A 26615-nucleotide genomic window follows, 5' to 3' on the forward strand; every position below is an offset into this window, starting at 1 on the left:
TTGTAAGTCAAAGATTGCTATTTTTACCCCTGTTTTCTAAAATACCGCATTTTACCATTGCCAAAGAATCGCCATGCAAGCCACGCCTTTTTATTACCGCCTATCGATGGCGATGCTCAAACCCCTATACCAACTCAAGCTGCAAATTAACAAAACCTTGCCCAATGAGATTGAGCAACGCTTCGGTAAAGTGTTTCCTGAGATTCACACCCATCAGCCGATGATTTGGTGTCATGCGGTGTCCCTCGGTGAAACCAATACCGCCGAACCGATTTTAAGGGATTTGCTGGCGCAAGGCTATGCGCTGTGGGTGACCAATACCACCCATACAGGCTATAACCGCGTCGAGCAGCTGTTTGCGCTTGAGATAGCAGCCGGCAAGGTGTACCATAGTTTTGTACCGGTTGATAGTAAAGCAGTGATTGATAAATTTTTGGCACATGTCCAACCCATTGCCGCGTTATTTATCGAGACTGAATTGTGGGGCACCACGCTTGCTGAACTGAGCAATCGTCAAATTGCCACGATTTTGGTCAATGGCCGCTTGTCTGAAAAATCTTTTAAGGGGTATCAAAAAGCTGCCAAGCTGAGCCAAAGTATGATGGAGAATTTAAGCCTTATCATCGCCCAAGACAGCGATTCTGCCAAACGCTTTCGCCAATTGGGCGCTACCAGTGACAAAATCCGCATTGCCAGCTCGCTTAAATGGTCTAGTAAAACCAACCCGTTGATGCTAAGCCGTGCCGAAAAGTTACGAGAAAGTTGGAACTTGTCAGATCGCGCCGTGATTTTGGCAGCTAGCACCCATGAAGGCGAAGAATTGGCAATTTTAGACAGCTTTTTAACCGTGAAAGCCCAGTATGCCAACCGTCATCCGCTGCTCATTATCGTACCACGTCATCCCGAGCGTTTTGATGCTGTTGCCAAATTGATTGATTCCAAAAATTTGCCGGTGATTCGGCGTAGTCAAGATGGCGAACCTGCCAAAAATGAAAGCGTTTATTTGGCAGATAGTATGGGTGAACTTGGCGTGTGGTATGCTCTTTCGGACATTGCCATTGTCGGTGGGACTTTGGTCAACATTGGGGGGCATAATCCGATTGAAGCAGCCATTGTCGGCAAGCCGATTATTATGGGGCAATATACCCAATCTTGCCAACTGATTGTAGATCAGTTAAAACAAGCCGGCGCATTGGTGCAAGTCAATGGTAGTGATGAATTAACGCAGCAACTAGCTCGCTGGCTTGCCAACCCAAAATCTGCCCAAACCGCGGGTCACGTCGGGCAAATTTTAGCAGAAAAATATCAAGATGCGACCAAGCAACAACTTGCCATGATCATGCAATGTATCGCTGATAATAAGGAACAGCTTATAAAATCAGAGATTCAAAAAATTGACCATGAACCTGTGGTGAGTGATGGTCGAAAGCTCATTGACGATTTGTAACTCATGAATTAACCATTTATATAGATTGCAAACACAAAAAAAGGACTAGCCAAGCTAGTCCTTTTTTATCAGTCAGTTTTGTAATTTATTTTTGTACTTCAGATTTTCTTGTACTTTGGTTTTATAGGACAGCATTCAGCTATTTCATAAACCAACCATGACTTGCGATAAATGATTGACCGGTCATTGCATTGGTTGGGAAAGCGGTTAAGAATAAGGTTAATTGAGCGATATCATCGGTTGTGGTAAATTCACCGTCAACGGTTTGACCCAGCATTACATTTTTCACCACTTCTTCTTCAGAAATGCCTTTTTCTTTGGCTTGTTCTGGGATTTGTTTTTCAACCAGTGGGGTTTTGACAAAGCCTGGGCATACCACATATGAGCGCACATTGTGAGCGGCGCCTTCTTTAGCCAATACGCGGGCTAGACCTAATAGCGCGTGTTTGGCAGAGACGTACGGCGCTTTTAGGGCTGATGCTTCATGTGAGTGTACTGAGCCCATATAAATGACGGTACCTACTTTGTCATTTTGATACATGTATTTAAGTGCCGCTTTGGTAGTCAAAAAAGCACCGTCTAGATGAATGGCAATCATTTTTTTCCAATCAGCGTAGCTAAATTGGTCGATTGGGTTGATGATTTGGATACCGGCATTGGACACCAAGATATCAATATCCCCAAATTCTTGTACCAGTTTATCCACGCCAGCATTTACCGCGTCTTCATTGGTCACATCCATGGCAATGGCAACCGCTTTGCCGCCTGCAGCTTTGATTGCATCCACGGTTGCTTGCGCCGCATCTGGGTTGATATCTGCAATACCTACCGCAGCGCCTGCTTTGGCATAGGTTTCTGCGATATCGCGGCCGATACCACTTGCAGAGCCAGTGACGAGTGCGACTTTACCTGTTAAATCAGTAGTGAGTTGAGTAGCCATGATTTTCTCCTTAATTTTTTATGACAAAGTGGTTTTATTATGACGGTTTTAATTATTAAAAATTAATTATTGAAAGTTAATTATTGAAAGTTACTATCGGGACGGGCTTGCGCATCGGCAATGTAATCTACCGCTACTTCTCCCAACGCCAGGGTGAGATTAGCAATAATATGAGAGGTTTTGACGATTTCTAGCACAGGTAATTTTGACACGGGTGCCATCACATGGTCAAATAACTGTAAGGTAGCAGGTCCTGTATAGGCTGCTTTAACTTCTACATCGGTCAAATAATAGCGCACCAACTCGCAAATACGCGGCGTGCCATCGACATGGGGAATAAGTTTTAATAAATAATTGGGCGTTTTTTCCATATTGGCTTTGACAGTGGCTTTGTCCAGCTCATCATATTTATACGCCATAGTACCTGTGGCTACGCGCACACTACCATAGTCGAGGGTGCCAAGTAGGGTGTCGGTATTGTCGACGGTTAACACAGGTGACGCCATTTTTTTGGGAAAACCCCACAGCTCACGCCCGCCCGCGGTAGGTCCAAAGTCATCTAAAAACATACAATGGGTATAATTGGCATGACGGCCTTCGGCATCAATCACTTCAATTATTTGTCCCGATTCGGTGTAGTTGCCAAATCCTGTGCTGTTGGGCATACGGATAAACTCGTAACTCACTAGCGCGTCATCAGTGATTTGGAGTGGCTCAGGTACAATAGCGCGCAGTTTTTCGGGATCTGTGCGATAGGTGATGATAAAGTATTCGCGGTCAAAAAATTCGTAAGGACCATTCGAACAAGGTGGGGCAGTAAAAGGCATAAACGTCGCGTTATCTAAGATATCACTCGCTTTCATGAGCTTTCCTTTTTATCTCGTTATGTTATTTAGTCATGTTATCTAGTTATGCAATATTATTTAATTTTATCGTTATGACATGAAGCAGGAAATATCATACACCCTTATGCAAAATCAATCCCAAGACAAAATTGTTATGATGTTGTAATGATTTTTTCACACCTGCATCCGCTTAATTTTGGCGATAGCAGGTTATTTGACGGCAAGGTAGGGCTGTTCTTATGGGCTATTTTATTGGCTAGTTAACAGTGCATGACCGCAGAGCACACTTACGGCATTCTCAGTGCGTAAGATGCGATTGCCAATATGCGCCGCTTGGCAGCCAGCAGTTTTGAACAATTCGACTTCATAATCGATCCAGCCGCCTTCAGCCCCAATCACTAGCACATGTGGCAAGGCATTGTCCCAAACTTGGGTAAACTGCTCATTGGCATAAGGATGTGCCAAAATCGCCTGTTTACCTGCGATTAAAGCAGGTAGTTCATCTTCAACAAAGGGTTTTAAGCGTTTTTTGAGGCTCACGGTCGGGCTTACGGTATCGCAGGCTTGTTGTAAGCCTTCATGGATATAGTTATCGAGCTGAGTTAAAAATGGGGTTTGCCAGTAGCTTTTTTCACTACGGTAACTATTGACCAAGATAATATGCTGGGCGCCCATCGCCGTCATGTCCAAAAATAGACGACGCAATACCTTGGGGCGGGGAATTGCCAAAATAACAGTCAGTGGCAGTTTGGCAGGTGGCGCAATAGTACAGTGGATTTGCGATAATTCGATACTTGAATCGTAGATATTGCTCACAACCGCTGTGCCTAAATGACCATTTTTGATACCGACTTTCACCGTATCGCCCAATGTCACTTTAAGCACCTGTTTTAAATGCATCACACTCGTTTTATCATCAATAATAGCGGTCGATGAGGTATTTTGCGGTAAAAGAATGATATTCATAGGGATAAATCTTAGGCAATAAAAAACCCCAAAACTTAATTAAGTCAGGGGTTTTTTTAATATGGCGGAAGCTGAGAGATGCTATTTTTATTTGTAAGTATTTGAATTAAATAAATAAAATTTATTTTAAATTCTTGAATTACCACCATAATTACCACTAAGAGTGAGTTCATACAGTAAAAAACGGCAGTTGCTCTCGATATTAAAAAACCCTTTCTATAAAAAATTATCTACTAAACTAACTTAAAATACAATAATAAAAAGTTACATTGCAGCTACTCAGTGCCACTTTATCAAACTTTTTGCATGACTTCTTTTGCCAATTCTCGAAACTCTTCATCAGTTAAAGTTCTAACAGGTTGAATATTAAAAACTGGCGATTGATTTTGTTTAATCGTCAATGTGTCGCCTTTATCTAAACCAAGCAACTTTGCTTTTGCCATACTTGCTTGAAGCATAGCAGTTGGTTTGCGTTCTTCAATCGCCATTTGTCTTGCTGTTTCAATTTCATTCAAGATATCAGTCAACGAGAATTGTTCTGATAGATTCATAGCATTTTCTCAACTATTCTATTGACTATTTCATCATGCTCATTCACAAGCCTAGCAAACGTGGTTTTGTGCATCCCTTTTGGCTTGTTGCCGTGACCATATGCAATGCCTTGTTGCCATTGCAAACGCACCCTAATCTTGCTTACACGGCTAAAAAGACGGTCTAGCGGTTGTATTAATTGGCTCTTATAGTGAAGCCCTAAGCATTGTCTGCAAACGTATCTACCGTGACAATAAAGCGTTGAAGCTCGCCTGCCACATTGCGGACAGTTAAACCAATGACGCTTGCCACCATAATGACAAGGCGTTTCTGTGATGCTTATTTGATAGCGGTATTGCTGACCAAGATAGAAATAGTTTAGTTTTATTGTTTCGGCAGGCGCGTTGTCTAACGATTTTTTATAATTGCTTATAGTTATTTTGGGGTAATCGTTAAGGCTGTGAGTTGCGGCAAACTTTGGCATGATTTGTTATCTAAATCATTAATAAAATTTGAAGATATTTTATCATACAGTGATGTTGCATATCTAACGAATATTTATTTTTCAAATAAAAAACCCACTATTAAAGTGAGTTTAAAATTTTCTTTAAAAATTTATCTATTTTCTAGGCTAACTTCAATTTCTTTGCGTGTAGTTATTAAACATCTTCCTGTATAAGATAGTTCATTGCCAATTCCATTTTTAGCAGTAAATGGAATTATTACTTCAATATTCCCACTTGGCATTTTTCTAGCAGTAATACTTAATAACTCATCGTCAAAGCTACTTGGGAATTGTAATTTCGCTTGTATTGCTTCACGACATGGTTGAATGTAATTACTTGGCTCACCCTCTAACTGTTCACTTTCAGCTTTAACTATAGCATTTGCATTTAAATCGTTTTGGCTAATATATAAACGCTCACCATTTTTACAATCTACAAAAAATACTGCTTCTTTCTTAACAATGCTTCTATTATCCGCTATATCAACCATTTCAGGCTCATCACATTTTGGATTTTGAGCAGCTTTTTCAACTACCTTTGGCATCATATTGTTTATCTTATTAATCCAATTTGCGCCCCAACTAGCATATAGTTTAGGCATATTTTTCTTTGTGTAAGGTACAACTATTTTGCTGTAATCTTTTTTAGCAACTTCTTGAGGTTTAATAATATCTTCTTGCTTTACAGTGGAGGGGGCTTGTATATTGTTAGATGGTTGTGGATTGCTTACAGACTCCTTTGTTCCAATAATTTCCATAAAACCTATGAACAGCAATAAACCACCAATTAAATTCAATATCCAATTTTTAAAGTTTGGATTTTTTAATTGTATAAAGTTTTTAACAGGAATACATATTAGAGCACTACCAATGATTAAAAAAATAGCCATCAATGGATTTTCGCTAAATTTAAAAAAAGCGTATAAACATATGAACATTGATACTATAACTGATAACAGAATTTTTTCTTGTTTCTTTTGGCTTTCAGGTCTATTTTTAAATGCGTCTATCTTTTGTTGAATCTCTTCTTCTTTCTGCCGTTTCAAATTCAGTTGGTTTTGTAGCTGTGCTTGTATGGGTGAGCCACAGTTGGGACAAGTAACTGCATTAACACTAACCACCTTTCCGCAATCTTCACACTTAGTTAATTTTGCCATGTTAATACCTTTATAAAAAATTATAACTCTATATTAATAGATTGTAATATAAAGTTATTTAATAGTAGTTCTTTGTAATTAAATAGACATTTAAGTCATTTAATTTTAATTCGACTAGCTGAGTAATGATTAGACAATTTGCCCTTGTAACCTTTTGTCTTTTCCTTAGCAAAGTAACTCGCTCGATAAAAAGCATCTTTAAAAGTGTGGTCATCATTGCGACCAATGAAATAATAACAATTCTTTGGCGTGTAAGGCTTTGGCAGATTTCGCCTTATCGCTTGCCACTCAACTTGCTCAAGGATTTTTTGCGGATAATTGACGGCATTCCCATTTAGAATTAACGCCATGTGGTAGTGCTGTTTTTTCTTTTTACTTTTTTCTCTTACCCACAAATGACCGACTCGCACCATATCATAGTTGTTTTTTAACCATCGTTTTACTTTGCGTAAAATATCGGATATGAGCTTGCTGTCTTTCATATATTTGTCAGTGTGGATTTCAAAGAATACAACTAGTATTCTGCTATGGTATGACAACATGGCTGTCATTTGGTCATGAAAGCTCTCAAGGATTTCAAGATAGCATCCTGAGTCAGCTCTGACATTGATATTGTATTGTTCGCCTGCAATCGTGACCACTTCATCATAAATAATCGCTCTCATTCAGCTCCAAAGATTGAGTAATGACTCTATTAGATAATATGAAATACCGACCTATTTTTTGTGGTGTGCAAATATTGCCAAGCCCTAAGCTATCACGGCTCAAGGCTTGCTTTAAAAACAGAAAATAGGGGTAAAATATTGACAGACTCAATTTATGAGATATCAATTTTCAAACGGCTTTTTGTGGTCATTGCTAATCGCAATTTATGAGCCAATTTGCCAAAATTGGGGGGTCTATGGAGTGATAACACTACTTCAAGGCAAGTTTGTATCTTGATGCTTGCAGACAGTCCTATAGTAGCCTTTATTTTGTCTTGCCCTTTTGGCTTGACTGCTTCAGACATGAAATAACAGACAGGCTCGCCTTTAAGATATTGACGGCAGATAAATTGCTCATCCAGTGGGCAGATTGGCGCGTTGCAACTATCAAACAATTTGCAGTCAGTCATTTTCATGATGACCTCCAAGCAATATAGCGTTGCTTAGGTGATGCCAAGCTTGCATAATTTCATGGCTCATACTGTTGGCAAGATGAGCGAATTTGCTAGACTCATCTAGTATCATTGACAGTTGGGTGAGCGTGTCTGATATAATCGTTCTCGCTTGCTCAGTTTGTTGGATAATGTGTGTTATCGTCATGATAACCACCCTTTAAGCAACAAATAAGAGATATGTAGCAAGGTTAAAACCGACCAAGCTTTTAAAGCAAAAATTAGAGTTTTGGCTTTTTCGTTTAGCAAAGGTTGGCTTTTTTGTTCTGTGATTTGGTTAGATTGCTGATTATTCATTGCTGCCTCCAGCCAAGTTGATAGCATTGATATAATCAGCATCTAGCCAATATTTTGAATAATAGTTGCCGTTGTCATGTCGGATTCTTTCAGATTGAATCGGATAGCCTTTCTCTCTTAAATCATAAATCCGTTGGGCAAGCGTGGTGAGATGCCACATCTCATACGCTTCCCATTTGGTTATTGATTTATCATTATTTAACCATTCAATTAAATGTTCAATCATGCTCATATTAGCCTCCAATATCTTCACAAGGTTGTTGTTGCTCAAGCCATGCGATAACATCGGCATTGCGCCAAGCCGTGACAGTTGGAGAGATTTTTACTGGCTTTGGAAACTTGCCCGCCTTTGTGTAGTTCCAAAGGCTTGTGATGCCAAAGGGTAAGAAAGGCAATAAATCGCGCGCGCGACTCATACCTTGTGGTAGTAAGTAGGGGAGTTGTTGCTGTGAGATGCTTTTAATGGATTTTTGAGCATCGGTTGATAGCGTGACATTTTGGTCATGCTCAGGAATGGTAGCTTTCTTTGCCATAAAAAAACCTTCTATGATTAGTTCAAATTAAACCGTTAGCATTAACGGCTGAACACATCATAAAAGGTTAAAAAATTGTACTGTAGATTCAAATTCTAGCTTTATGGGGTAATTATTATAATTGGTACAAGTTACATAATTTGGTTACAAAAAATCTTTTCTCAAAACATCAATTATTTTTTGTGAGAATAATTCAGCTTCTTCTTTAGCTATATCTTCTCTTTTTACATTATTATTTTTCTGTACTTCTGCTGATATATATATATTCCAAGTGCTTTTTATTGTTTCAGCTTTGATTGATAGTCCTAAAAATTCTTTGATAATATTTGCAATATCTATTGGGTATAAAATATTGTTTTCATCATATTCTGCTATCAAAAGTGAAAGCTCGAAAGCTTTTGACTCTAGTTCTAATTTTTTTCTCTTATTTTGAGGTGGAGCACTTTCTATTATTTGTTCTAAAGTTTGCCCGCCATAAAATTGATAGCTTGTATTTAGTTCTATCCCTTTCTGCAATAATTGCAGACTGATAGAAAAATCATTACTTTTCATTGCAAATTCTGCTACAGATACATAGACTCGCGCTAACAATAAATATTCAAGATTTTTATCAAATATTTTTGGTATCTCTATTGATTGCATTAATGATTGATAGATATTCATTACTAACTTAAAGTATTCTTTTCTTATTTCAGAAAACTCTTCATTTTTTGGTTTGATAAATTTCTCTATTTGGTTTTTAACGTTGGTATTGAGTTTCTCATTAATTAGTGATGAAAAATTCATTTGCTTCTTCATCAAAGATAAATGTTCATCCGTTTTTTGCAAGCAATATGAATCATCCATTCCATCTCTAAGAATAAAGTTGCTTAAACATGAGAAAAGCTGAGAGTTTGATAAACTAAATAAGTATTCTTTAATAAATTTTTGAAGTGCTAAATCCGAATTACTATTCGTTTGAATTTTCTCTTTTTCTATTTTTTTAGTATTTACTATAAAAGCCATGTCTTATCCTATTGCTTTAATAAAGCCGTTAATTTGTCTTTGTCTAACTTACTCACCAGTTGCTCAAGCAAAGTATCATTGTCACTAACACTATCTAATAATCGCTCCAACTGCTGCTCAGGCGTTTCATTCGTTGGCTTAAATCGCTCGACATCTTCATCATTGCGGAGCGCATCGAGATAATCTGCCCACTTTTGCAAAATGCGACCGCGTTGTCGCTTGTAGCGTGAGCGGTTATAACTGCCCTTGTTTGCATCTTCATTGCGGTGGGTGAGTTGGCTCTCTAAGTGCTTCACCGACATTTCAAGCTCTTCATCAAGAATCGTTCTTGCTGTTGCTCTCAAGCCGTGAGCGGTCTGTTTGTCTTTGTACCCTAGCTTGTGTAAAGCCGTTCTAATGGATGCTTCACTAAGTGGCTGATTTTTGCCAACAATATGACTAGGAAAAATATATTCATTGTTGGGGAGGGCGTGTTGCTCTAGCTCTTCCATAATTGCTATGGCTTGACGTGGTAGCATGACAGGATGCTCAACATCCACCTTGCTTGCATACGCATAAATAACTTGCTCTTTGCTGTCGTATTGCGACCATTTCAGATTGCGAATTTCACTAGGGCGCAAATAAATTAACACAGACAATTTGAGCAAATTAGCGGTATGAATATTGGCTCTAGGGTGAGTAATGCGATAATTCCAAACATCCTTTAAAAATTGTTTGAGTGGCTGTTCATCAATAATCGCATCAAACGGCTTTGGCTTGTATTTAGGATGACGGAGTTTTGAGGCAGGATTGCTGTCTAGCATTTCGTATTTATCAATGGCATAGCTAAACACTAAGACAAGTAACGATTTAGTTTTTTTCGCTTCAGCAAACGTGCCTTTATCAATGATAGGGTTAAGAATGGTATCTTGCATGATTTGCTTTGTTATCTGAGCGTGAGGCATATTACCAATGGCAGGGTAAACGTGTTTATTCAGCCGTCTAATATTCTCTTCATCTTTCATCTTCTCTTTGGCGCGTTCAGCTAACATTTCTTCAGCTATGACTTTAAAGGTCAATTCTTTAGCATGACTGTCTGCATTGTGAGCTTTGCGTGGGTCAATGCCTTGTTTCGCTAATTGCTGATATTCGTTATTTAGCTTTCTTGCTTCAACTTCATTTACTAGCTCATAATCAGCAAAAAGCCAATCTTTGCGGATGCCGTTCAAGCGGTAACGAGTGCGCCAAGTTCTTTTGCCTGACGGATAGACAAGCAAGGTTAAGCCGTTGCCGTCATTGCGTTTATCGGGATTTGTGGTAGTAGCAGACTCGCTAGGTCTAGCTAATATCTCTTTGCGTGTTAGGTTTTTGATAATTTGTGACATGATGATGCTATGGGGGTAATTAATTGCTTACCACCAAGATTACCACCATAAGGGGGTAAATAGTGTTAAATTATCGTGAATGAAAATGAATAACGAAATTAGGTAAATTGGCTCAAAGCCTTGAGTGAAGCGGATTTGAGACGAAAAAAAACCACTGATAATCAGTGGTCATTTTCGAATTTGGCGGAAGCTGAGAGATTCGAACTCTCGAAGGGCTCGCACCCTTGCCGGTTTTCAAGACCGGTGCATTCAACCGCTCTGCCAAGCTTCCAAATTGTGGTGGCTATTATATACAAGTGAAATAACAATGCAAGCATTTTTTTACGTTAATGCAAAAAATATTAGCAAAAGAAAGCTAAATAGAAAATTAGATAACTATGCTGAACACCTTGGCTTTATATCTGGGCTTCATACCTTGCGCTGATGTTAAGCAAAATATTGAAGCAAAAAACGCTCAACAACCCACCAAATTTGCGTATAAAAATATTGATACAACGGATTTTTTCAGTGCCTCCATTTTACCCATTACAGCCTAACAATAATGTTGAAAATTACCTTGCTGATGCGTTACTACATTGTTAATATACGCAGCACTGTAATCTGTTAGATTTTCTAATGATTGCTGATAAAATTCTAAAGGTTGTGCGACTATTTGGCTAAATTTGTTCCACAATTTTTATCGCAAATGTAACCTTATCGCAGTTTTAGGGTTCGTCAGATAAAGGAGTGTATCTGTCATGATACCTATCGATACCACGACACTCGTGGAACCCCCCAAACCCCGTAAATGGTACCAAATTCTGTATGTACAAGTGATTATCGCCATTGTACTGGGTATCTTGCTTGGCGTCTTTGCCCCAGAAGTGGGCGAGGCAATGAAACCACTGGGTGATGCATTTATTAAATTGGTTAAAATGATTATCGCCCCCGTTATTTTCTTGACAGTGGTGACGGGTATTGCTGGTATGAGCAATATGAAACGAGTCGGCCGTGTTGCTGGTAAAGCGATGCTGTATTTCATTACCTTTTCAACCTTGGCATTGATCATCGGTCTTGTGGTTGCCAATGTGTTGCAACCGGGCGCGGGTCTCAATATCGATCCCGCTACTCTGGCAACAGGGAAAGATGCGGCTAAAGTGTCTGAGTATGTTAGCAAAGCGCACGATAGTACCATTACCGGTTTTTTGATGAATATCATTCCGGAAACCATGGTAAGTCCACTGACGGAAGGGAATATCCTGCAAGTGTTATTTGTTTCAGTGCTGTTTGGTGTTTCATTAGCATCCGTGGGTGATCGTGCTCGTCCCGTGTTAAACTTCTTTCAAGAGTTATCTGCGCCTGTGTTTAAAGCGGTTGAAATCTTGATGAAAGCTGCGCCGATTGGTGCGTTTGGTGCGATGGCATTTACCATTGGTAAGTATGGCGTGCATTCACTGGGTAACTTAGCCTTTTTGATAGCCTGTTTTTATATCACTTCATTGCTATTTGTGCTGGTGGTACTCGGTGCTGTGGCACGTTACAATGGCTTTTCAATCATCAAGATGATTAAATACATCAAAGATGAATTGCTATTGGTGCTAGGGACTAGTTCATCAGAAGCGGCCCTACCAACCTTGATGCAAAAACTTGAACGCGCAGGCTGCGAAAAATCAGTGGTCGGTTTGGTGATTCCAACAGGGTATTCATTTAACCTAGATGGTACCAACATCTATATGACTATGGCAGCGTTATTCATCGCGCAAGCCTGTAATATTGATTTGACATTGACCCAAGAGATTACGTTATTATTGGTTGCGATGTTAAGCTCAAAAGGCGCGGCAGGTATCACGGGCGCTGGTTTTATCACCTTGGCAGCTACTTTGGCGGTGGTGCCAACTGTGCCCATCGAAGGGATGGCGCTTATTTTAGGGATTGACCGCTTCATGTCAGAGTGCCGTGCATTGACCAACTTAACCGGTAATGCCTGTGCGACGATTGTCGTGTCGCGTTGGGAAAATGCACTAGACAAACAGCGTTTGGACGCAGCGCTCAATGGTCAGCCATTACCGCCTATTGAGCATCATCCTACTGTATAAGCGTATAAGCCTAGAAAAAATAAGCGTATAAAAGCGTTGATTAATCGTAAAAAACCCAAAACATTTGCGTTTTGGGTTTTTTTATGGGGCTGAAAATGCTTAAAGTTTTGCCGTATCGTTTGCTTTGGCTTCTGGCTCAGTGGCTGTCTCCTCAATTGCTTCAAAAATCACCTCATTGGACACCCCTTGACGCTTCAGCTTTTCGATAAAACGGCTGTCTTTGGCGAGCGAGTAGCCGACATTCTCGGCATCGAGTCCACGGCGAATATATAAGCGAATCAAGCCTTGAATACGTGGAAACCCATGGCTTTTGGCGACTTGGGTCAACAAATCCCGCATTTCTTCAGTAATTTTGATATGGATAGGAACCATGACTTGTTGATTTTTTTTGATTTTAGTAATCATTTGCATGCCTCGCGTGTGATCAATTTTTAGCAATCAAGCTAGATATAACCAAATTATCAATTAGACGGAAAATTTAGCGCAATTAGATATCTTTAACCTAGTGTAATTATTTCATTGGCGAGAAACAAGCAAGGCAAACGTAAAATTCCTACAAAAATCTTAGCCAAATGTTGCATTAGCTTAACGCTCGATGCGACCATCAAGCCAATTTTCTTTACAAAATTTGTTGTTCCCAATAGGTCTGTACCGATTTATCACATTGATAAACCTTCTCAACGATGCGATCGGCAGGGGCATTATTCACTTTTTTTACCAATTCAACCCACAGCTCAGGCGTACCGAATTCAATAATCACATTGAACAGGGGCGTCATATCGCGCTGCAACAGCGATTGGTCAATCATATATGCCGCAAACACACACGCTTTCGGATTTTTATCAGCCACGGCGCGATAAGCCATGCCATCAAGCAAGGCTGGCACGGTGATTTTGAATTCTGGTAAAAGCTGCATGGCCAAATGCGCGCTATCAGGCAGCTTGATTAGCTCGATAAATTGGGTGATTAAGCTTTCATAGTAAGATTTATCATCTGATGACAGTTTACCTTGCTGCTGATCGCTCACTAGCTGGGTGATGCGGTCTTTATTAATCGCTTGTTGTAGGGTCAAAAATTGAGATTGGGTAGGGGAAAACGACAGCGTCATAACTAGTACCTTATCAATAGTATCTTAAGTACTTTAGCAAGTGAGAGAATAGGGTATCAAACAAAGGCGTATTAAACAGCAAATTGTTAAACTTTGCTCATAAAAAAACCCATTCACAAGGGAACGGGTTCAAAATATACAACAGAATTTGGCTTGATTGGCTCTCCAACCTGGGCTCGAACCAGGGACACATGGATTAACAGTCCATTGCTCTACCGACTGAGCTATTGGAGAACAGATAATCAAGTGGTGCGTATATTACTGAGATTTAAAAAATGAGTCAAGCATTTTTTAGCAAAAAATATCAATAAAATTCATGATGCAAAATGACCTATAGTAATCAAAATGATTCATAGCAATAACGATAGAGAAAAATGCTACATAAAAAAAAGACCTTTAACAAGCGATGTTAAAGGTCTTCTTAATATGGCTCTCCAACCTGGGCTCGAACCAGGGACACATGGATTAACAGTCCATTGCTCTACCGACTGAGCTATTGGAGAATAAGCGGTAGAATTTTTTGTTAAACCTGCAAAAATCATCGCAGCGTTTAAGTGGTGCGTATTTTAGCAAATTAACCGTGACTGTCAAGCCCTATATCAAAAAATTCTTTGGAAATTTTTATTTTTGACCAGATTGTAGCTAGTAATCAGTCAGTTACTGATTGGCTATTGTGGTGATAAGACGAATTTGCTACTTTAGCGATTAAGGCATCGCCATATGGGTCAAGTTGGCTCACAGCATTGATTTACAGCTATGTTAGTTCACATCTGAGATGCCGAGGTTAATAATTTTTTATGATAGTTGTTATATGAATTAAGAAGGATCTTCATTGTGGCCAATTCGGTTGAATTACAGCAAAATTTGCAAGTTGCCCCTTTACAAAACGAACTTACCATGTCTGTGCTGATGACGCCTGATTTGGCAAATTTCACCGGCAATGTGCATGGCGGTGATTTATTAAAGATGCTTGACCAAGTGGCCTATGCCTGTGCCAGTCGCTATAGCGGTAGCTACGTGGTGACGCTATCGGTGGATCAAGTGATTTTTCGTGAGCCGATTCATGTAGGGGAGTTAGTCACCTTTTTGGCAAGCGTCAATTATGTGGGCAAAACTTCGATGGAAGTGGGTATTCGAGTGCAGGCTGAAAATATCCAAAACCGTACGATACGCCATACCAACAGTTGTTACTTTACCATGGTAGCGGTGGATAAATATGGCAAGCCCACCCGTGTGCCACCCCTTGAAATCAAAGATAGCCCACAAGAATGCCGCCAAAAAGCCGCGCAGATGCGTAAAGCATTACGTTTTCAAAGTAACAACATTCCCCAATGTGATATCAAATAGGCAAAAGAATGCGTCATCAATATCCCGCTAAAAAAACCAACACACCGTTAATTCTATCAGGCTCATTAAATGCTAAAAAATTAGCCTTGCTAGCCTTGTTGACATCGACTGGTATTACGACGTTGGTTCATCCTGCTTACGCCGAATTAATCATTCAAAACAATCCAGTTAGTGCTCAAACACCAGTTACGACTATCAATGAATTGCAAACCCAGCCCACGGATGCATCGCTTGACAAGCTTGTCAAGGTGCTACATATCGATAAAATGATTGATGAAATGATTGCCCAACGCCAGCAAGCGGCCTCTATGATGAAAGGGCTACCCCAAGAATTGCCTATGGATGAAAATGCGGGTATTTTTAGCCGTCATGCGCAAAAACAACTTAAAAATATCTTTGTTAAATATAGCACCATCTTGGGACAGCAATTAGACCAACCCATCTCTAAACAGCAACTGCAACAAGCTTATCAAGCAATTGCCAAAAGAACCTATACCCAAGCTGAAGTCGATGCCCTCAACCAATTTTATGAGACTCCAATGGGACAACGCATCTTAAGTAAACAATCGCAAGTTTCCAGTGAGTTTGTGCAGGTGATGATGCCGACCCTGATAGGTGACACAAGCCAATTTGAAAAAGCGATGCCAAGCTTGCAAAAAGATATCGAAAAAATCTTTAAATAACTAGTTGACAATCCATGACAAGTCTATATAATACGCGTCACTTCGATGATATTGAAGCAACTTGATTGGCTTATAGATTGCCTGTCAGGGTCGTTAGCTCAGTTGGTAGAGCGTCTGCCTTACACGCAGAATGTCGGCGGTTCGAATCCGTCACGACCCACCAATTTGACAAGTTTGGGTCATCGTCACCAGCTACCGTGCAGTGGTAGTTCAGTTGGTTAGAATACCGGCCTGTCACGCCGGGGGTCGCGGGTTCGAGTCCCGTCCGCTGCGCCACTTATTTTAGTGGATTTAAAAACGAAATTTTTAAAGTTTTATACCTCAAATCTCCCCTGATTTGAGGTTTTTTTCGTCTTGGTATTTAGTTAAGTGATTGAATATAAAAAATATTATTTTTTCGATAAATCTTTTACTTATCAACTGTGTCTTGACTGACTGATTGTTAAATTACCAAACATGTTCTGAAAGATAGGTTAGTAAAACTAACATGACCAAATGCTTGTGACCAAAACGTGACCATTTTGTGACCAAAAATTTTGGCTGACGACCTACAAGGTCGCAAGCCGTTGTTAAAACACAAGATGCTTGGATGGGCTATTGTTACGAATTCTGGGAGGCGTGCATATACTTGAACAGCCGTCTTAAGTCATTGGTTTCCCCAAATAATACTAAAACCGTATCAGGCTCAATGACAAAATCTGGATGCACAATGCCATCGATTTTGGATTTAGTTTGATTTCGACCAAAACCAAATTGGTTTTGGTGAAATGAAATGGTGGTTAACAGCATCACATTAAACTGATTGATTAAATCAAGCGCGTGAACTGTTTTACCGTAAAATGTAGGCGGTGTCTGTATTTGAACGATGCTATAATCGTTATCGAGTTCAAACGAATCAATTAAGCCATTTAGCGACAGTTTCTTTGCCCAGTGGGTTGCTGCCTCGTTTTCAGGTTGGATGATATCATCAACCCCCAATGCTTGTAGCACTTTTTCATGCAGGGGGTTAATGGCTCGGCTAATGATGTATTTGGCATTAAGATTTTTGAATAGGGCAGTGACCATCACGTTTTGCCCTTGGTCTTCGCCAATGGTAATGAGCACCACATCTGTCTGGGCGATGGGTAATCCCGAGACGGCGTTTTCACTGGTAGAATCGATACAAATCGTGTGCGAAATGGATTCTTTGTAGCGCTCAACCTTATCCATATCGATATCAATACCAATGACCTCATGCCCTTGACTGGTGAGTTTGGTGGCAAGTGATGAGCCAAAATTGCCTAGACCGACGATGATGTATTTCATATCTATACCTTATCAATTTATCTTTAGGTGATAATAATCTCTTCGCTAGGATAGCGATAGCTTTGATGCCTTGGGCGATTTAATAAGGCAATTAAGATAGTCAATGCCCCAACCCGTCCACAAAACATCAGCCCAATCAGGACAGATTTGCTAAACGCACTTAAATGCGGGGTAATACCTAAGCTTAACCCTGTGGTGGTGTAAGCAGAAACACTTTCAAATAGCACTTCTGTCATACTCATGTTGGGCTCTGCCCAGCGTATTAACGTACAACCAAACGCAATGATAATCACTGACAAACAGATAATCGCAAATGCCCGCTTCACTGAGATATCCGCAATTTCACGACGAAATACTTCGATACGAGAATAGCCGCGTGCCAGTGACACAATATTGAGCACAGCGACCGCAAAGGTTGTGGTTTTGATACCACCGCCTGTAGAGTTTGGGGCTGCCCCGACCCACATCAATGCAATGGTAAGCATCACGGTCGGCGGCGCTAGCTGTGCCATGTCTACCACGTTGATTCCTGATGAGCGCGGTGAAGCTGCCACAAAAAACCCTGTCACAAGTTTGCCTACGACACTGGTATGCTCAGTTAAGGTGCCTTGCCACTCAAAAGCAAGCACACTGACAAAGGCAAGCACTAGCAAGGACAAGGTCGTCACTAGACTAATGCGACTATTGATACTCAGTAACCACGGCTTGGCACCATATCGTGAGCGGTTAGGAAACAACAGGCGCATCACCTGATGGCGCAAATATTCCACGACATTGGCAACTATCGCAAACCCCAACCCCCCAAACAAAAACGTCACCGCCACAACCGTTTGTAACGGATAATTAAAGCGCAGTTGTAACTCATATAAGCTATCACTCATCGTTGAAAAACCTGCATTACAAAATGCAGAGATGGCATGAAAAACCGAAAAAAAGATGCGGCGATGGATACTCATAGGGACATCAAGCATACTCAGATAAATCGCTATGGCTGCCACGGACTCCACCGCAAACGTAACCGCAAAAATTACTTTGAGCGTCTTTAGCACATCACTCATACGATTGGCTGAGGTCACATGCCCAATCTGTAGCTGTGTCTGATAACTGATGCGCCCTCGAAAAAAATAGCTAAAATAAGTGGCAAAAGTTAAAATCCCTAAGCCGCCCAATTGAAACAAACACATGATAATGATTTGACCCAATGGGGTAAAAAAAGCGCCGGTATCTTTTACCGCGAGACCCGTAATACAAACCGCACTCGTGGCAGTAAATAAAGCATCAACAAACGCAATATGACTATAGGTGGCATTTGGCATCATCAGCAAAAACGTGCCGAGCAAAATAAGCAATAAAAAACTTAAAATAAACAATTGGGCAGGATGGGCAACGACTATCTTAAAGCTAAACTCCATCACCAATAACTGACGAATAAAAGAAACCAACAACGCAATTTTTATCAGCGATTTTTCAAACAAGAATTTGTATAAAAAAGAACTATTATCGGCAAAAAAATGTGTCACCAGCAATGCAATGACTAATAAAGCAATGGACAAATCAAACGTTAGCACAAGCTTTGAGCGTATACCTTTTTGCACATATTGACTCAATAATTCAATAAAATTAAGCCCGAGCACGATTAAATAAAACGTCGAAGCCACGCCGTGCAACCAAACTTTAAAATCAAACCCTGTCTCAATAATCGCAAGCAATACAGCGAATAAACCGCTATAAAATACCAGTTTATTAAACACACCCGATGGCTTGTCATGCATTGAGTCTAGCGCATTTTTTTTATTTTTTTTCAATATAAAATCAAACATCGTAAAGTTGACTTCCGTTTTACCCAAGCATAGTTGTTGTACTTTATACCGCAATTATACGGTTGAGAAAACTAGATTGAACAATGATTTAAAAAAAGTAGCGATGATTTGACAAAATTACGTTGTTTTTGAGGCAGGCTAAAACACCAAGGTTACCGTTAAGCCTTGGGTGGTGGCAGTGGTTTGGGCGTCATTCTCAACCACTTGCGTAGGACTCAAATAAATATCGATATGGGCTTGTTGGCAGATTTGATAAACAATCGATAAACCCAAGCCGGTACCGCCAATCCCCGTGAAACCTGAATGGGCGCTTGTGTCTTTGGTAGGAAAAGATTTTTTGGCAGTATCACTATGGGTTTGTGTGCTGCTTGGTTGTCCTTGTCCTTGTCCGTGTGCTAGGGATGCGCTTGACGCATTTTGATTGACGCGGTAAAAGGGTTGAAAGATGTCTTGATAATGGGCTGCATCAATGCCAATGCCAGTATCGGCAACTTGGACGACCAGGCGTTTTGCGCGGTGATTAAGTGCGTTGTTAGCGTTGTTCACCAACACAGGGGTCGGGGTCAATGCGTTGGCTAAGTTGGCACGGGTATCTTGCGTGGCATGGGTCGAATCGGTGCTGCTTGACGTCTGCGTTAAGTCTTCGATAGTCATCTGGTCAATAACAACAGCGATATTGCCTGTGGTTGGGGTGTATAAAATGGCATTTTGCAGTAGGTTTTTGAGGAGGATAAACAAGGCGGTTTCATCTACACTGACCTGCGTCGCGGACCCCCCCCTGCGCGGTGAGATGGTTGTCAACTGACAGGGTTTGGTCTTTGCTATCGGTAATGGGAAATAGCAGTTTGATGGCTTCTCGCAGCACTGCGATTAAATCGGTGGGCGTGTTGGTGTGCTCGGTCAGCTGTGATTGCTGGGCGTCCATACGGGCAAGGGTGAGTAGCTGTTCTACCAAATGTTGATTGTGTTCCACTCTGACAGCGAGTTTATGAATGTTTTGTTTGAATTTGGCTTGCCTTGCAGGGTCGCTATACATCGCCGCATCTTGACTGTATTTTTGCAGTTGTTGTACTTGCAGCGAGATGGCGGTCAGGGGCGAGCGTAGCTCATGCGCCGCATCGGCGATAAAGCGATTTTGGTTTTGGATATGGGTGTCAACCCGTTGTAACAACGCATTGATTTCAATGACCAAGGGCATGAGCTCGCTGGGCAGAATTGAGCGATGTTGGCTGTCAGTGGGTAGCTCGATCAAGCTGAGATCTTGACCGTGACGCTTTGCCATTTGCCTAGCTAATAACTGAATCGGACGCAATACGCGCTTTAATACCCAAGGCAATAGTGCAAGCAGCAACAGGGTGGTTAGTAAAATTGGAATAATGGATTGCCAAGCCGATTTTAACGCAATTTTTTTCTGCCATTCGACAGGTTGACGCACGAAAATCACCCGCCTTGGGGTGTCTTTACGAAAGACTTTCCAGATTTCACCATCGAGGGTTAATTCACTAAAACCGATAGGGGTATTAATCAATTGCGGGTGAGCCATTGGCTCAATAAAATTGGTGTCAATTTTGCCAAAACGGGCAGGGAAGATATCCACTTGCACACCGTCTTTAACGCCTTGATACTGTAGGACGTTGCTTTCATCATTGGGTGAGGAAACAGTAATCGGCGTGCTACTGCTAGGGGCAGAAGCTATCATAGCGGGTATAGGTGGTCTAGGCGGTGGTAAGTCATGCGGTAAAAGATTATTGTCTAGGTTTCGCCTATTGGGAATTAGTTCATGCGGGGGTGGTCGCACCCTTGAGCGCGAGCTAACCAACTCAGCAAGATAGCTAAGATTGGTTTCCTGTGAGGTGTTAAACTCTTGATAGGTATAACAAAATACCGCAATTTGTACCAAAATGCCAATCGATAGTAACGTGCCAACTATCCACACTAGCAATTGTTTTTGCAGGGATTTTCGCAACGGCAGGGCAGTTTTTGTAGGGGTAGTCATGGTCATTTTAGTGGCTATTTGGCGGTCATTGTCTGGATATTTTTTGAGCCTTTTTCTATCGCTTTTTATCAGTCTTGGGCTTCGGCGCTGATATACCAGCCTAAACCACGGATATTTTTAATCCGTTTTTGACCAATTTTTTTGCGCAGTCCATAGATTAAAAATTCAATGGCATTGCTCTCTATCCCAGCTTCCCAATTGTAGATAGAATTTTCCAATTCACTTTTTGAAAACACTTTATCGGGTGCGGTCATAAAAGTGGTGAGCAGCATGTATTCTTTGGCGGTAATATCGATTTCTATGCCGTCACGTTTGAGGCGTTTGGCATTGATATCAAGGGTTAAGTCGCCGACTTGTAGGGTGTTTTGGCTATTGCCCTGCGAGCGGCGCACCAACACACGCATACGAGCGAGTAATTCACTCATCGCAAACGGCTTGGTCATGTAGTCATCTGCCCCAGCGTCCAGCCCTTTCACGCGGTCTTTGATTTGGTCTCGAGCGGTCAGCACCAGTACAGGCGTATCGATTTTGGCACTGCGAAGCGTCTCTAACACGCTCATGCCGTCAATTTCTGGCAAGCCCAAATCCAGCAAAATCACGTCATACGATTCGACTTTGAGGGTCAAAATCGCTTCTCGCCCATCTTTTGCCCAGTCTACCGCATAGGCTTCTTCTTCTAGACTATCAATCAGACTGTCGGCAATGAAGACGTCATCTTCGACGAGTAATACTCTCATTGGGTTACCTTTATACACGAATACTGTTCAATAAATAGACTATAACACAAAAAACCGCCATTCTAAGAATGACGGTGTTGCTCATAAGCAAGGTTGCCATTTGGCACTCAATTATGGCTGAGTAGGCGCACCACGTTTGAAGTCGTTAAATGATTTAACATCGCTCACGGCACCTGTTTGGGCATCAACTTTTACATGATAGACTTCTTGACCTTTTACCACCTCAATTTGATAGCTTGGGGTTCTTGGTGGTTGATTTTGGGCAGGGTTTGGTGCAGGCGGCATGCCTGTATTGCCCATTTGTGGGTCTCTGTTAAAGCGGCGTTGACCGTCACGAGGACCATGACCCATTTTACCCCCTTTATCCCCACCTAAATGGGCGCCAATAGCTTCACCACCCACTTGGCTTGCTGCCAATTGCATGGCGCGTTCTAGGCTGACATTGGTGGCAGGCGGCGCAGGCGGTTGATTGTTGTTGGGGTTGCCCATGTTATTGGTGTTATTGGGTTGTGGCGGACGCGCTGGGCGTGATGGCCGTGATGGCATAGTTGCTTGGCTCACTTGACCATTAGACGCATTGACGATATATAGCTGTGGCTGACCATTCGCACTAAGGGTCATGACCCGGTAGCCGACAATTTTATCATCGGCGTTGTTGCCGCTACGGGCAGGATTTGGATTGGGTCGGTTGCTATTGTCATGATATTGTACACCAACAATGCGTGTGTTTGCGGTTTGTTTTTGTACCAAGGCAACTGCTTGAGAGGCACTGATGTTGGCATTTGCGGCTGCTTGGGCGTTGACCTGCATGGCTTGTAAGCGTTGCTCAAAGTGCTTGGCATTGGCTGGATGGCGTTTTTGCATGTTTTGTGCTTGTGGTGCTGCTGAGGTGCTCGCACAGGCGGTGAGTGTCGCACCTGTAACAACACTAAGCAAGGCTACACTAAGCCCAGTGGCTAAAAATGAGGGGTTAAATTTTGCTAAGTTCATAGGTTTTCCTGCGGTTGTTAATATAGTTGTTGATAACCCTTGATTAGATAGTACTATCATACAAAAATTAAGACAGCAGAAACTTAGCGATAACGCAGAATCGGGCTAGGTAGGTTATAGCAATCGGATTAAAAAAATTTGTTTTGCATAAACGCCCACAGCAACGTTCAAAAATGTTTTTATCAATTTTTTTGTCTGTCAAATCAAACCTGACCCCTGACAGGTTAAATAAAAACACCAGGCTCAGGTAATTGCACGATATTAATTGGACACTCAGTTTGCCAAAGATGGTGGGTGACAATGATTAAAATGCCTTGCTGCTGATGCTGTACCAGCATTTGCCACAGTGCTTCACGGCTTTTTTTATCAAGTCCCGCAAACGGCTCATCTAGCAGCAAGATTTTTTTTGGGCTAAGTAATAGCCGTGCCAAGGCAATGCGTCTGGCTTGTCCACCGGAAATAGCTTGCCCGTATTCCCCTAGCGGGGTCTGTAATTGTAGCGGCTGACTGCACGCCCAGTCTTTGAGCCCAACCTTACCCAGCACTTGCCAAAGCTGTTCATCACTGGCATCGGCGTTGCCCAATCTTAAATTGGTCGCCAAGGTCTGGTCAAAAATATCAATCTGCTGCCCCAAATAACCTGTGAGCGCGGGCGTATTGGGTAAGGCTAGCCAATCCATCCCATTGAGCTCTATGCTGCCTTGTTGCGGTGCTAGTTCACGGGCTAGCACTTGTAACAGTGTTGATTTTCCCGCGCCCGAGCGCCCCGTAATCAATACAGGGATGCCTTGGGTGGCAGTCAAGCTGATAGCTTTGAAACCGACAATCGCCTGCGGCATTTTGGCAGCTAGCTGATTGATAGTGAGTGTGAGTGGCGCACTTAGGCGGGCAAAATCAATGGGTAAAGGGGCTAAATCATGGTTTAAATGATGACTAGGTTGTAGCGAAGGATTAAGTAATTCATTGAGTTGATGTTTTGCTGCCAAACTATTGCCAAGGGCTAGCGAATGGGTGACTAACGGTGTTAGCAAGTCAGTCATGCCCATGATACCGAGGGATAGCGCAAGCAACATCGGCACACTGATGACAAGGGGCGTGTGATAAAAACCCACTAACAAGCCGACCAAAACCGCTGCAATCAGCCACTGCATGATTAGCATGACCAATGATTGGGCGCGCTGGATGCGCTTTTGCTGATGCGTATGTTGAGTGTCGACGCTATTAAAATCAGTCAATTCGGATTGCCAGCGCTGCCAAATCAATAAATGGGTAAGCGCCGATAGCGGATTGAGCAAACTGACACGCCTAGACTCTGCCAATGCCTGATAAGCGCGGGCGTGCTTGATACTGCGCCATGTCAGCATGGCAGGCAGCATCAAACCTGCGATTAAAAATATGGCAATCAGCACGGGGTTAACCTCATACTGATAAAGTAAGGTGGCTACTAGCAAGCTCGCGGTTGTCGCGACTAGCCAAGGCGATACCACGCGAAGTGGCAACTCATTGAGCACCTCAATATCATGGGTTAAACGGTGCATGGCATGGGTAGATTGTAGGGTACTTGATAAATTTGCCAGTGGCAGGCGTGCAAACTGGTTAAAAAACCTCACTCGCAGCCGCTGCAACAAACCAAACACCGCATGGTGGGACACCATCATTTCACCATAGCGTCCTGCGGTACGTACCATCGCCATCACACGGATAATCGCTGCCGGTACCAGATAATTAAAACTGTGTGAGCCCAGCGCCACCATCCCCGTCATTGCTGCCGCAGAAATAAACCACCCTGACGTCATCAATAGCCCAATCACCGATAACGCAGTCATTATGCCTAAGCAGGCAGCAATGAGCCATTTATCTAGCTGCGTGCTAAACAGCTGGGTTAAACGAAAGGTTTGATGACTGTTTGATTTTTTTTGCGGGTGAGTTTTGACAAAGCTATTTTGACTAATAAGCCTATTTTCACCAACAAGTTTATTTTCGCTATTTTTTTCACCATTAGGGGCTGTCATACCGTCACGCCTTCGCCAAAGTAGATGCAATATCAAGGCTTATTTGCCGATCCAGCCAAGGCAGGTTTGTGGCATCGTGCGTCACCCATAGCACGGTTTTCCCCCTAGTCACTTGTTGTAATAGCCCATTAATCTCGGCTGCGGTATCACTATCTAAATGCTCAGTGGGTTCATCGAGCAGCCAAAGGTGTGCCTCTTGTAAGAGTAACTGGGCTATTGCCAGTCGCCGCTGTTGTCCACCGGACAACCCGCTACCACGCTCACCTAACTGAGTATCTAGCTGATTTGGCAGTGCTTTTATCAAAGGTTTTAACCCCACTTGTGCAAGAATTTGCCATAATTTATCATCACTGGCGGTTGGGTTTGGCAGGCGTAAATTATCGGCGATACTTATCGGCAGTAGCATGGTTTGCTGTGATAAATAGGCGATTTGGTGGCGAAATTGCGTGGAATTGATGGTGTTAAAATTTTGGTTATCAATAAAAATATCGCCTTGATAGGCACAAAAACCCAAAAAAATTTGCAATAGGGTGGATTTACCGCTGCCACTTTGACCGACAATCGCTAACCGTTCCCCTGCGGCAATAGCAAAACTTAACGGCGCGAGCCGTATGCGCTGCTGATGATTGACCCAAATATTATCCGCGTCAATGGCAGGGGGTGCGGTTAACAAAAAATGGTTAGCTTTTGTTTTTTCCGCTGTCTCAAACGCTAACAACGGTGATAATTCAGCAATCGCGCCTTCCGCTTGCGCTTTGACATGATAATCCGCGCCCAATTGACGTAGCGGGGCATAAAATTCGGGTGCCAACAGCAGTAAAAATAGCGCCGACTGGTAAGGCACAGGCACCGTGTTTTTTTGCCAAGGTAAAATACCGATTAAACCAAAACCCAAATACACGGCAAGTAGCGCAATCGACAGCGCAGCTAACAGCTCTAGCGCGGCGGTGTTTAAAAACGCAATTTTGAGTACCGACATGGTGCGTATACGGTAGGCTTCGGCTGAGGCGTCGATGTCCTGACTCGCGTGCCCGACAGCATCGAGCCGTTGCAGTGTCGCTGTGCCACGTAACCAATCCAAAAATCGCCCGCTCAGCTGTGCCATCGCGGCAAATTGTTGCCGACTTTTACGGGCGGTGGCATGACCAATTAATACCATAAATACAGGGACTAGGGGTGCGGTCAGCAGTAAAATCAGCGTCGCTATCCAACTTTGCGTCGCAGCGGCGACTAATAGCATGATAGGTGTGGTCACCACAATCAGTCGCTGCAGATAAAAACGGCTGACATAGCCCGTTAAGGCGTCACATTGCTCAATCACCATACTGGCAAGCCCGCCATCACTGCCATACTGGTCGCGCGCCGCACCTACTTGTGCCAGTTTTTCAACTAGCGTTTTTCGTAGGATGCTGGCTACTTGTAGTCCCGCGTCTAACGCCAGCTGGTCTTTGCAAAAATGCAGTAAAGGACGTAGCAACAGACATCCCATCAGCCACGGCAGATAATCAAAAAATACGTCAGTGGCAGGGCGGTGATGGGTAATTTGTGTTAACCAATCTGCAAAGATGACCGCAATCAGCCAAGACTGCACAATCAATACCAGCGTGGACACAACTGACAGTCCCCATGCCATATAAATCGGTCGCTTTGCCATAGCGGCATAGTGACGAAGGGTTTGGTTGACAGCAGAAGTTTCAGACATGGTTGGTTAACAGTAACGATAAAATCAATGGACATATCATAGCGTATCAAGCGCAGGTTAGGTACGACAAATCATGCTCATCAAGGCAATGAGA

The 26615-nt window shown here is 42.2% G+C and carries 27 protein-coding genes and 5 tRNA genes; 6 read left to right on the forward strand and 26 right to left on the reverse strand.

Going from position 1 to position 26615, the window contains the following annotated elements:
- The first annotated feature begins 73 nt into the window (after positions 1-73).
- Positions 74-1447, forward strand: a complete 1374-nt coding sequence (locus RT422_RS01230) for a 3-deoxy-D-manno-octulosonic acid transferase (protein WP_313420970.1) — start codon at positions 74-76, stop codon at positions 1445-1447.
- 139 nt (positions 1448-1586) lie between these two features.
- Here RT422_RS01230 and RT422_RS01235 read toward each other — a convergent pair whose 3' ends face one another.
- From RT422_RS01235 to RT422_RS01300, 14 genes are all read right to left on the reverse strand, one after another.
- Complete coding sequence (locus tag RT422_RS01235) at positions 1587-2387, reverse strand: 3-hydroxybutyrate dehydrogenase (protein WP_036589350.1); 801 nt, start codon at positions 2385-2387, stop codon at positions 1587-1589.
- Between the two features lie 80 nt (positions 2388-2467).
- A complete protein-coding gene (locus RT422_RS01240; RefSeq protein ID WP_313420972.1) occupies positions 2468-3250 on the reverse strand; it encodes an acetoacetate decarboxylase in 783 nt (260 codons plus the stop codon).
- Between the two features lie 231 nt (positions 3251-3481).
- Positions 3482-4198: a 16S rRNA (uracil(1498)-N(3))-methyltransferase gene (locus tag RT422_RS01245; protein WP_313420973.1), complete on the reverse strand. Its 717-nt coding sequence runs from the start codon at positions 4196-4198 to the stop codon at positions 3482-3484.
- A gap of 293 nt (positions 4199-4491) precedes the next feature.
- Positions 4492-4749, reverse strand: a complete 258-nt coding sequence (locus RT422_RS01250; RefSeq protein ID WP_313420975.1) for a hypothetical protein — start codon at positions 4747-4749, stop codon at positions 4492-4494.
- The gene (locus RT422_RS01255; protein WP_313420976.1) at positions 4746-5213 is read right to left on the reverse strand and encodes a hypothetical protein; all 468 of its coding nucleotides are present in this window, start codon (positions 5211-5213) and stop codon (positions 4746-4748) included. Before RT422_RS01255 ends, RT422_RS01250 begins: the two co-directional genes overlap by 4 nt.
- 131 nt (positions 5214-5344) lie before the next feature.
- Positions 5345-6391, reverse strand: coding sequence for a hypothetical protein (locus RT422_RS01260; protein ID WP_313420978.1), 1047 nt, complete (start codon positions 6389-6391; stop codon positions 5345-5347).
- A gap of 95 nt (positions 6392-6486) precedes the next feature.
- Positions 6487-7056, reverse strand: coding sequence for an inovirus-type Gp2 protein (locus RT422_RS01265; protein WP_313420980.1), 570 nt, complete (start codon positions 7054-7056; stop codon positions 6487-6489).
- Between the two features lie 152 nt (positions 7057-7208).
- Positions 7209-7511: a hypothetical protein gene (locus tag RT422_RS01270; protein ID WP_313420981.1), complete on the reverse strand. Its 303-nt coding sequence runs from the start codon at positions 7509-7511 to the stop codon at positions 7209-7211.
- Positions 7498-7695, reverse strand: coding sequence for a hypothetical protein (locus RT422_RS01275; RefSeq protein WP_313420983.1), 198 nt, complete (start codon positions 7693-7695; stop codon positions 7498-7500). Before RT422_RS01275 ends, RT422_RS01270 begins: the two co-directional genes overlap by 14 nt.
- Positions 7696-7836: 141 nt before the next feature.
- On the reverse strand, positions 7837-8076 hold the full coding sequence (locus tag RT422_RS01280) for a helix-turn-helix domain-containing protein (protein WP_313420985.1): 240 nt from the start codon (positions 8074-8076) through the stop codon (positions 7837-7839).
- Position 8077: 1 nt separating this feature from the next.
- On the reverse strand, positions 8078-8377 hold the full coding sequence (locus tag RT422_RS01285) for an AlpA family phage regulatory protein (RefSeq protein ID WP_313420986.1): 300 nt from the start codon (positions 8375-8377) through the stop codon (positions 8078-8080).
- A gap of 144 nt (positions 8378-8521) precedes the next feature.
- Positions 8522-9382 (reverse strand): hypothetical protein, encoded by an 861-nt coding sequence (locus RT422_RS01290; RefSeq protein WP_313420987.1) that lies wholly within the window; start codon positions 9380-9382, stop codon positions 8522-8524.
- An 8-nt stretch (positions 9383-9390) separates the two neighbouring features.
- Positions 9391-10746, reverse strand: a complete 1356-nt coding sequence (locus tag RT422_RS01295) for a tyrosine-type recombinase/integrase (protein WP_313420988.1) — start codon at positions 10744-10746, stop codon at positions 9391-9393.
- 181 nt (positions 10747-10927) lie between these two features.
- Positions 10928-11017, reverse strand: a tRNA-Ser gene (locus tag RT422_RS01300).
- 466 nt (positions 11018-11483) lie between these two features.
- Between RT422_RS01300 and RT422_RS01305 the strand changes: the two genes are divergently transcribed.
- Complete coding sequence (locus RT422_RS01305; RefSeq protein WP_007116316.1) at positions 11484-12821, forward strand: dicarboxylate/amino acid:cation symporter; 1338 nt, start codon at positions 11484-11486, stop codon at positions 12819-12821.
- 99 nt (positions 12822-12920) lie between these two features.
- Here the strand turns inward: RT422_RS01305 and RT422_RS01310 are convergent, their stop codons facing one another.
- The 4 genes from RT422_RS01310 to RT422_RS01325 form a co-directional block, all read right to left on the reverse strand.
- Positions 12921-13226 carry a CopG family transcriptional regulator gene (locus tag RT422_RS01310; RefSeq protein WP_313420990.1) on the reverse strand — a complete coding sequence of 102 codons (306 nt, stop codon included), beginning with the start codon at positions 13224-13226 and terminating at the stop codon, positions 12921-12923.
- Between the two features lie 214 nt (positions 13227-13440).
- Positions 13441-13929, reverse strand: a complete 489-nt coding sequence (locus RT422_RS01315; protein ID WP_312384468.1) for a hypothetical protein — start codon at positions 13927-13929, stop codon at positions 13441-13443.
- Positions 13930-14087: 158 nt separating this feature from the next.
- Positions 14088-14163, reverse strand: a tRNA-Asn gene (locus tag RT422_RS01320).
- Positions 14164-14356: 193 nt separating this feature from the next.
- Positions 14357-14432, reverse strand: a tRNA-Asn gene (locus tag RT422_RS01325).
- A 394-nt stretch (positions 14433-14826) separates the two neighbouring features.
- Between RT422_RS01325 and RT422_RS01330 the strand changes: the two genes are divergently transcribed.
- The 4 genes from RT422_RS01330 to RT422_RS01345 all read left to right on the forward strand — a co-directional run bounded on the left by RT422_RS01330 (position 14827) and on the right by RT422_RS01345 (position 16235).
- Positions 14827-15276 (forward strand): acyl-CoA thioesterase, encoded by a 450-nt coding sequence (locus RT422_RS01330; protein WP_050324512.1) that lies wholly within the window; start codon positions 14827-14829, stop codon positions 15274-15276.
- 8 nt (positions 15277-15284) lie between these two features.
- On the forward strand, positions 15285-15959 hold the full coding sequence (locus RT422_RS01335; protein WP_313420991.1) for a DUF2059 domain-containing protein: 675 nt from the start codon (positions 15285-15287) through the stop codon (positions 15957-15959).
- An 87-nt stretch (positions 15960-16046) separates the two neighbouring features.
- Positions 16047-16122 (forward strand) — tRNA-Val (locus RT422_RS01340).
- Between the two features lie 36 nt (positions 16123-16158).
- A tRNA-Asp gene (locus RT422_RS01345) sits at positions 16159-16235 on the forward strand.
- A 324-nt stretch (positions 16236-16559) separates the two neighbouring features.
- Here RT422_RS01345 and RT422_RS01350 read toward each other — a convergent pair.
- From RT422_RS01350 to cydD, 8 genes are all read right to left on the reverse strand, one after another.
- Complete coding sequence (locus tag RT422_RS01350; RefSeq protein WP_050324178.1) at positions 16560-17264, reverse strand: potassium channel family protein; 705 nt, start codon at positions 17262-17264, stop codon at positions 16560-16562.
- A 23-nt stretch (positions 17265-17287) separates the two neighbouring features.
- Positions 17288-19069 carry a TrkH family potassium uptake protein gene (locus RT422_RS01355; RefSeq protein WP_313420993.1) on the reverse strand — a complete coding sequence of 594 codons (1782 nt, stop codon included), beginning with the start codon at positions 19067-19069 and terminating at the stop codon, positions 17288-17290.
- A gap of 153 nt (positions 19070-19222) precedes the next feature.
- Positions 19223-19822, reverse strand: coding sequence for an ATP-binding protein (locus tag RT422_RS01360; RefSeq protein WP_313420995.1), 600 nt, complete (start codon positions 19820-19822; stop codon positions 19223-19225).
- 7 nt (positions 19823-19829) lie between these two features.
- The gene (locus RT422_RS01365; protein ID WP_313420998.1) at positions 19830-21086 is read right to left on the reverse strand and encodes a histidine kinase dimerization/phospho-acceptor domain-containing protein; all 1257 of its coding nucleotides are present in this window, start codon (positions 21084-21086) and stop codon (positions 19830-19832) included.
- Positions 21087-21148: 62 nt separating this feature from the next.
- Positions 21149-21817, reverse strand: a complete 669-nt coding sequence (locus tag RT422_RS01370; protein ID WP_036603962.1) for a response regulator — start codon at positions 21815-21817, stop codon at positions 21149-21151.
- Between the two features lie 111 nt (positions 21818-21928).
- A complete protein-coding gene (locus RT422_RS01375) occupies positions 21929-22807 on the reverse strand; it encodes a PepSY domain-containing protein (RefSeq protein ID WP_313421001.1) in 879 nt (292 codons plus the stop codon).
- A gap of 224 nt (positions 22808-23031) precedes the next feature.
- Positions 23032-24819: an ATP-binding cassette domain-containing protein gene (locus RT422_RS01380; protein WP_313421003.1), complete on the reverse strand. Its 1788-nt coding sequence runs from the start codon at positions 24817-24819 to the stop codon at positions 23032-23034.
- Positions 24820-24823: 4 nt separating this feature from the next.
- A complete protein-coding gene (gene cydD / locus RT422_RS01385; RefSeq protein WP_313421005.1) occupies positions 24824-26521 on the reverse strand; it encodes a thiol reductant ABC exporter subunit CydD in 1698 nt (565 codons plus the stop codon).
- Positions 26522-26615: the final 94 nt, after the last annotated feature.

It is taken from the genome of Moraxella sp. CTOTU49803 (assembly GCF_032097965.1).
GTDB lineage: Bacteria > Pseudomonadota > Gammaproteobacteria > Pseudomonadales > Moraxellaceae > Faucicola > Faucicola tetraodonis.

What these genes read in the sequence shown, in the direction of transcription:
- RT422_RS01230 (WP_313420970.1), top strand. Translation starts at nt 74, where the DNA reads ATGCAAGCCACGCCTTTTTATTACCGCCTATCGATGGCGATGCTCAAA.
- RT422_RS01235 (WP_036589350.1), bottom strand. Translation starts at nt 2,387, where the DNA reads ATGGCTACTCAACTCACTACTGATTTAACAGGTAAAGTCGCACTCGTC.
- RT422_RS01240 (WP_313420972.1), bottom strand. Translation starts at nt 3,250, where the DNA reads ATGAAAGCGAGTGATATCTTAGATAACGCGACGTTTATGCCTTTTACT.
- RT422_RS01245 (WP_313420973.1), bottom strand. Translation starts at nt 4,198, where the DNA reads ATGAATATCATTCTTTTACCGCAAAATACCTCATCGACCGCTATTATT.
- RT422_RS01250 (WP_313420975.1), bottom strand. Translation starts at nt 4,749, where the DNA reads ATGAATCTATCAGAACAATTCTCGTTGACTGATATCTTGAATGAAATT.
- RT422_RS01255 (WP_313420976.1), bottom strand. Translation starts at nt 5,213, where the DNA reads ATGCCAAAGTTTGCCGCAACTCACAGCCTTAACGATTACCCCAAAATA.
- RT422_RS01260 (WP_313420978.1), bottom strand. Translation starts at nt 6,391, where the DNA reads ATGGCAAAATTAACTAAGTGTGAAGATTGCGGAAAGGTGGTTAGTGTT.
- RT422_RS01265 (WP_313420980.1), bottom strand. Translation starts at nt 7,056, where the DNA reads ATGAGAGCGATTATTTATGATGAAGTGGTCACGATTGCAGGCGAACAA.
- RT422_RS01270 (WP_313420981.1), bottom strand. Translation starts at nt 7,511, where the DNA reads ATGAAAATGACTGACTGCAAATTGTTTGATAGTTGCAACGCGCCAATC.
- RT422_RS01275 (WP_313420983.1), bottom strand. Translation starts at nt 7,695, where the DNA reads ATGACGATAACACACATTATCCAACAAACTGAGCAAGCGAGAACGATT.
- RT422_RS01280 (WP_313420985.1), bottom strand. Translation starts at nt 8,076, where the DNA reads ATGAGCATGATTGAACATTTAATTGAATGGTTAAATAATGATAAATCA.
- RT422_RS01285 (WP_313420986.1), bottom strand. Translation starts at nt 8,377, where the DNA reads ATGGCAAAGAAAGCTACCATTCCTGAGCATGACCAAAATGTCACGCTA.
- RT422_RS01290 (WP_313420987.1), bottom strand. Translation starts at nt 9,382, where the DNA reads ATGGCTTTTATAGTAAATACTAAAAAAATAGAAAAAGAGAAAATTCAA.
- RT422_RS01295 (WP_313420988.1), bottom strand. Translation starts at nt 10,746, where the DNA reads ATGTCACAAATTATCAAAAACCTAACACGCAAAGAGATATTAGCTAGA.
- RT422_RS01305 (WP_007116316.1), top strand. Translation starts at nt 11,484, where the DNA reads ATGATACCTATCGATACCACGACACTCGTGGAACCCCCCAAACCCCGT.
- RT422_RS01310 (WP_313420990.1), bottom strand. Translation starts at nt 13,226, where the DNA reads ATGATTACTAAAATCAAAAAAAATCAACAAGTCATGGTTCCTATCCAT.
- RT422_RS01315 (WP_312384468.1), bottom strand. Translation starts at nt 13,929, where the DNA reads ATGACGCTGTCGTTTTCCCCTACCCAATCTCAATTTTTGACCCTACAA.
- RT422_RS01330 (WP_050324512.1), top strand. Translation starts at nt 14,827, where the DNA reads ATGTCTGTGCTGATGACGCCTGATTTGGCAAATTTCACCGGCAATGTG.
- RT422_RS01335 (WP_313420991.1), top strand. Translation starts at nt 15,285, where the DNA reads ATGCGTCATCAATATCCCGCTAAAAAAACCAACACACCGTTAATTCTA.
- RT422_RS01350 (WP_050324178.1), bottom strand. Translation starts at nt 17,264, where the DNA reads ATGAAATACATCATCGTCGGTCTAGGCAATTTTGGCTCATCACTTGCC.
- RT422_RS01365 (WP_313420998.1), bottom strand. Translation starts at nt 21,086, where the DNA reads ATGACCATGACTACCCCTACAAAAACTGCCCTGCCGTTGCGAAAATCC.
- RT422_RS01370 (WP_036603962.1), bottom strand. Translation starts at nt 21,817, where the DNA reads ATGAGAGTATTACTCGTCGAAGATGACGTCTTCATTGCCGACAGTCTG.
- RT422_RS01375 (WP_313421001.1), bottom strand. Translation starts at nt 22,807, where the DNA reads ATGAACTTAGCAAAATTTAACCCCTCATTTTTAGCCACTGGGCTTAGT.
- RT422_RS01380 (WP_313421003.1), bottom strand. Translation starts at nt 24,819, where the DNA reads ATGACAGCCCCTAATGGTGAAAAAAATAGCGAAAATAAACTTGTTGGT.
- cydD (WP_313421005.1), bottom strand. Translation starts at nt 26,521, where the DNA reads ATGTCTGAAACTTCTGCTGTCAACCAAACCCTTCGTCACTATGCCGCT.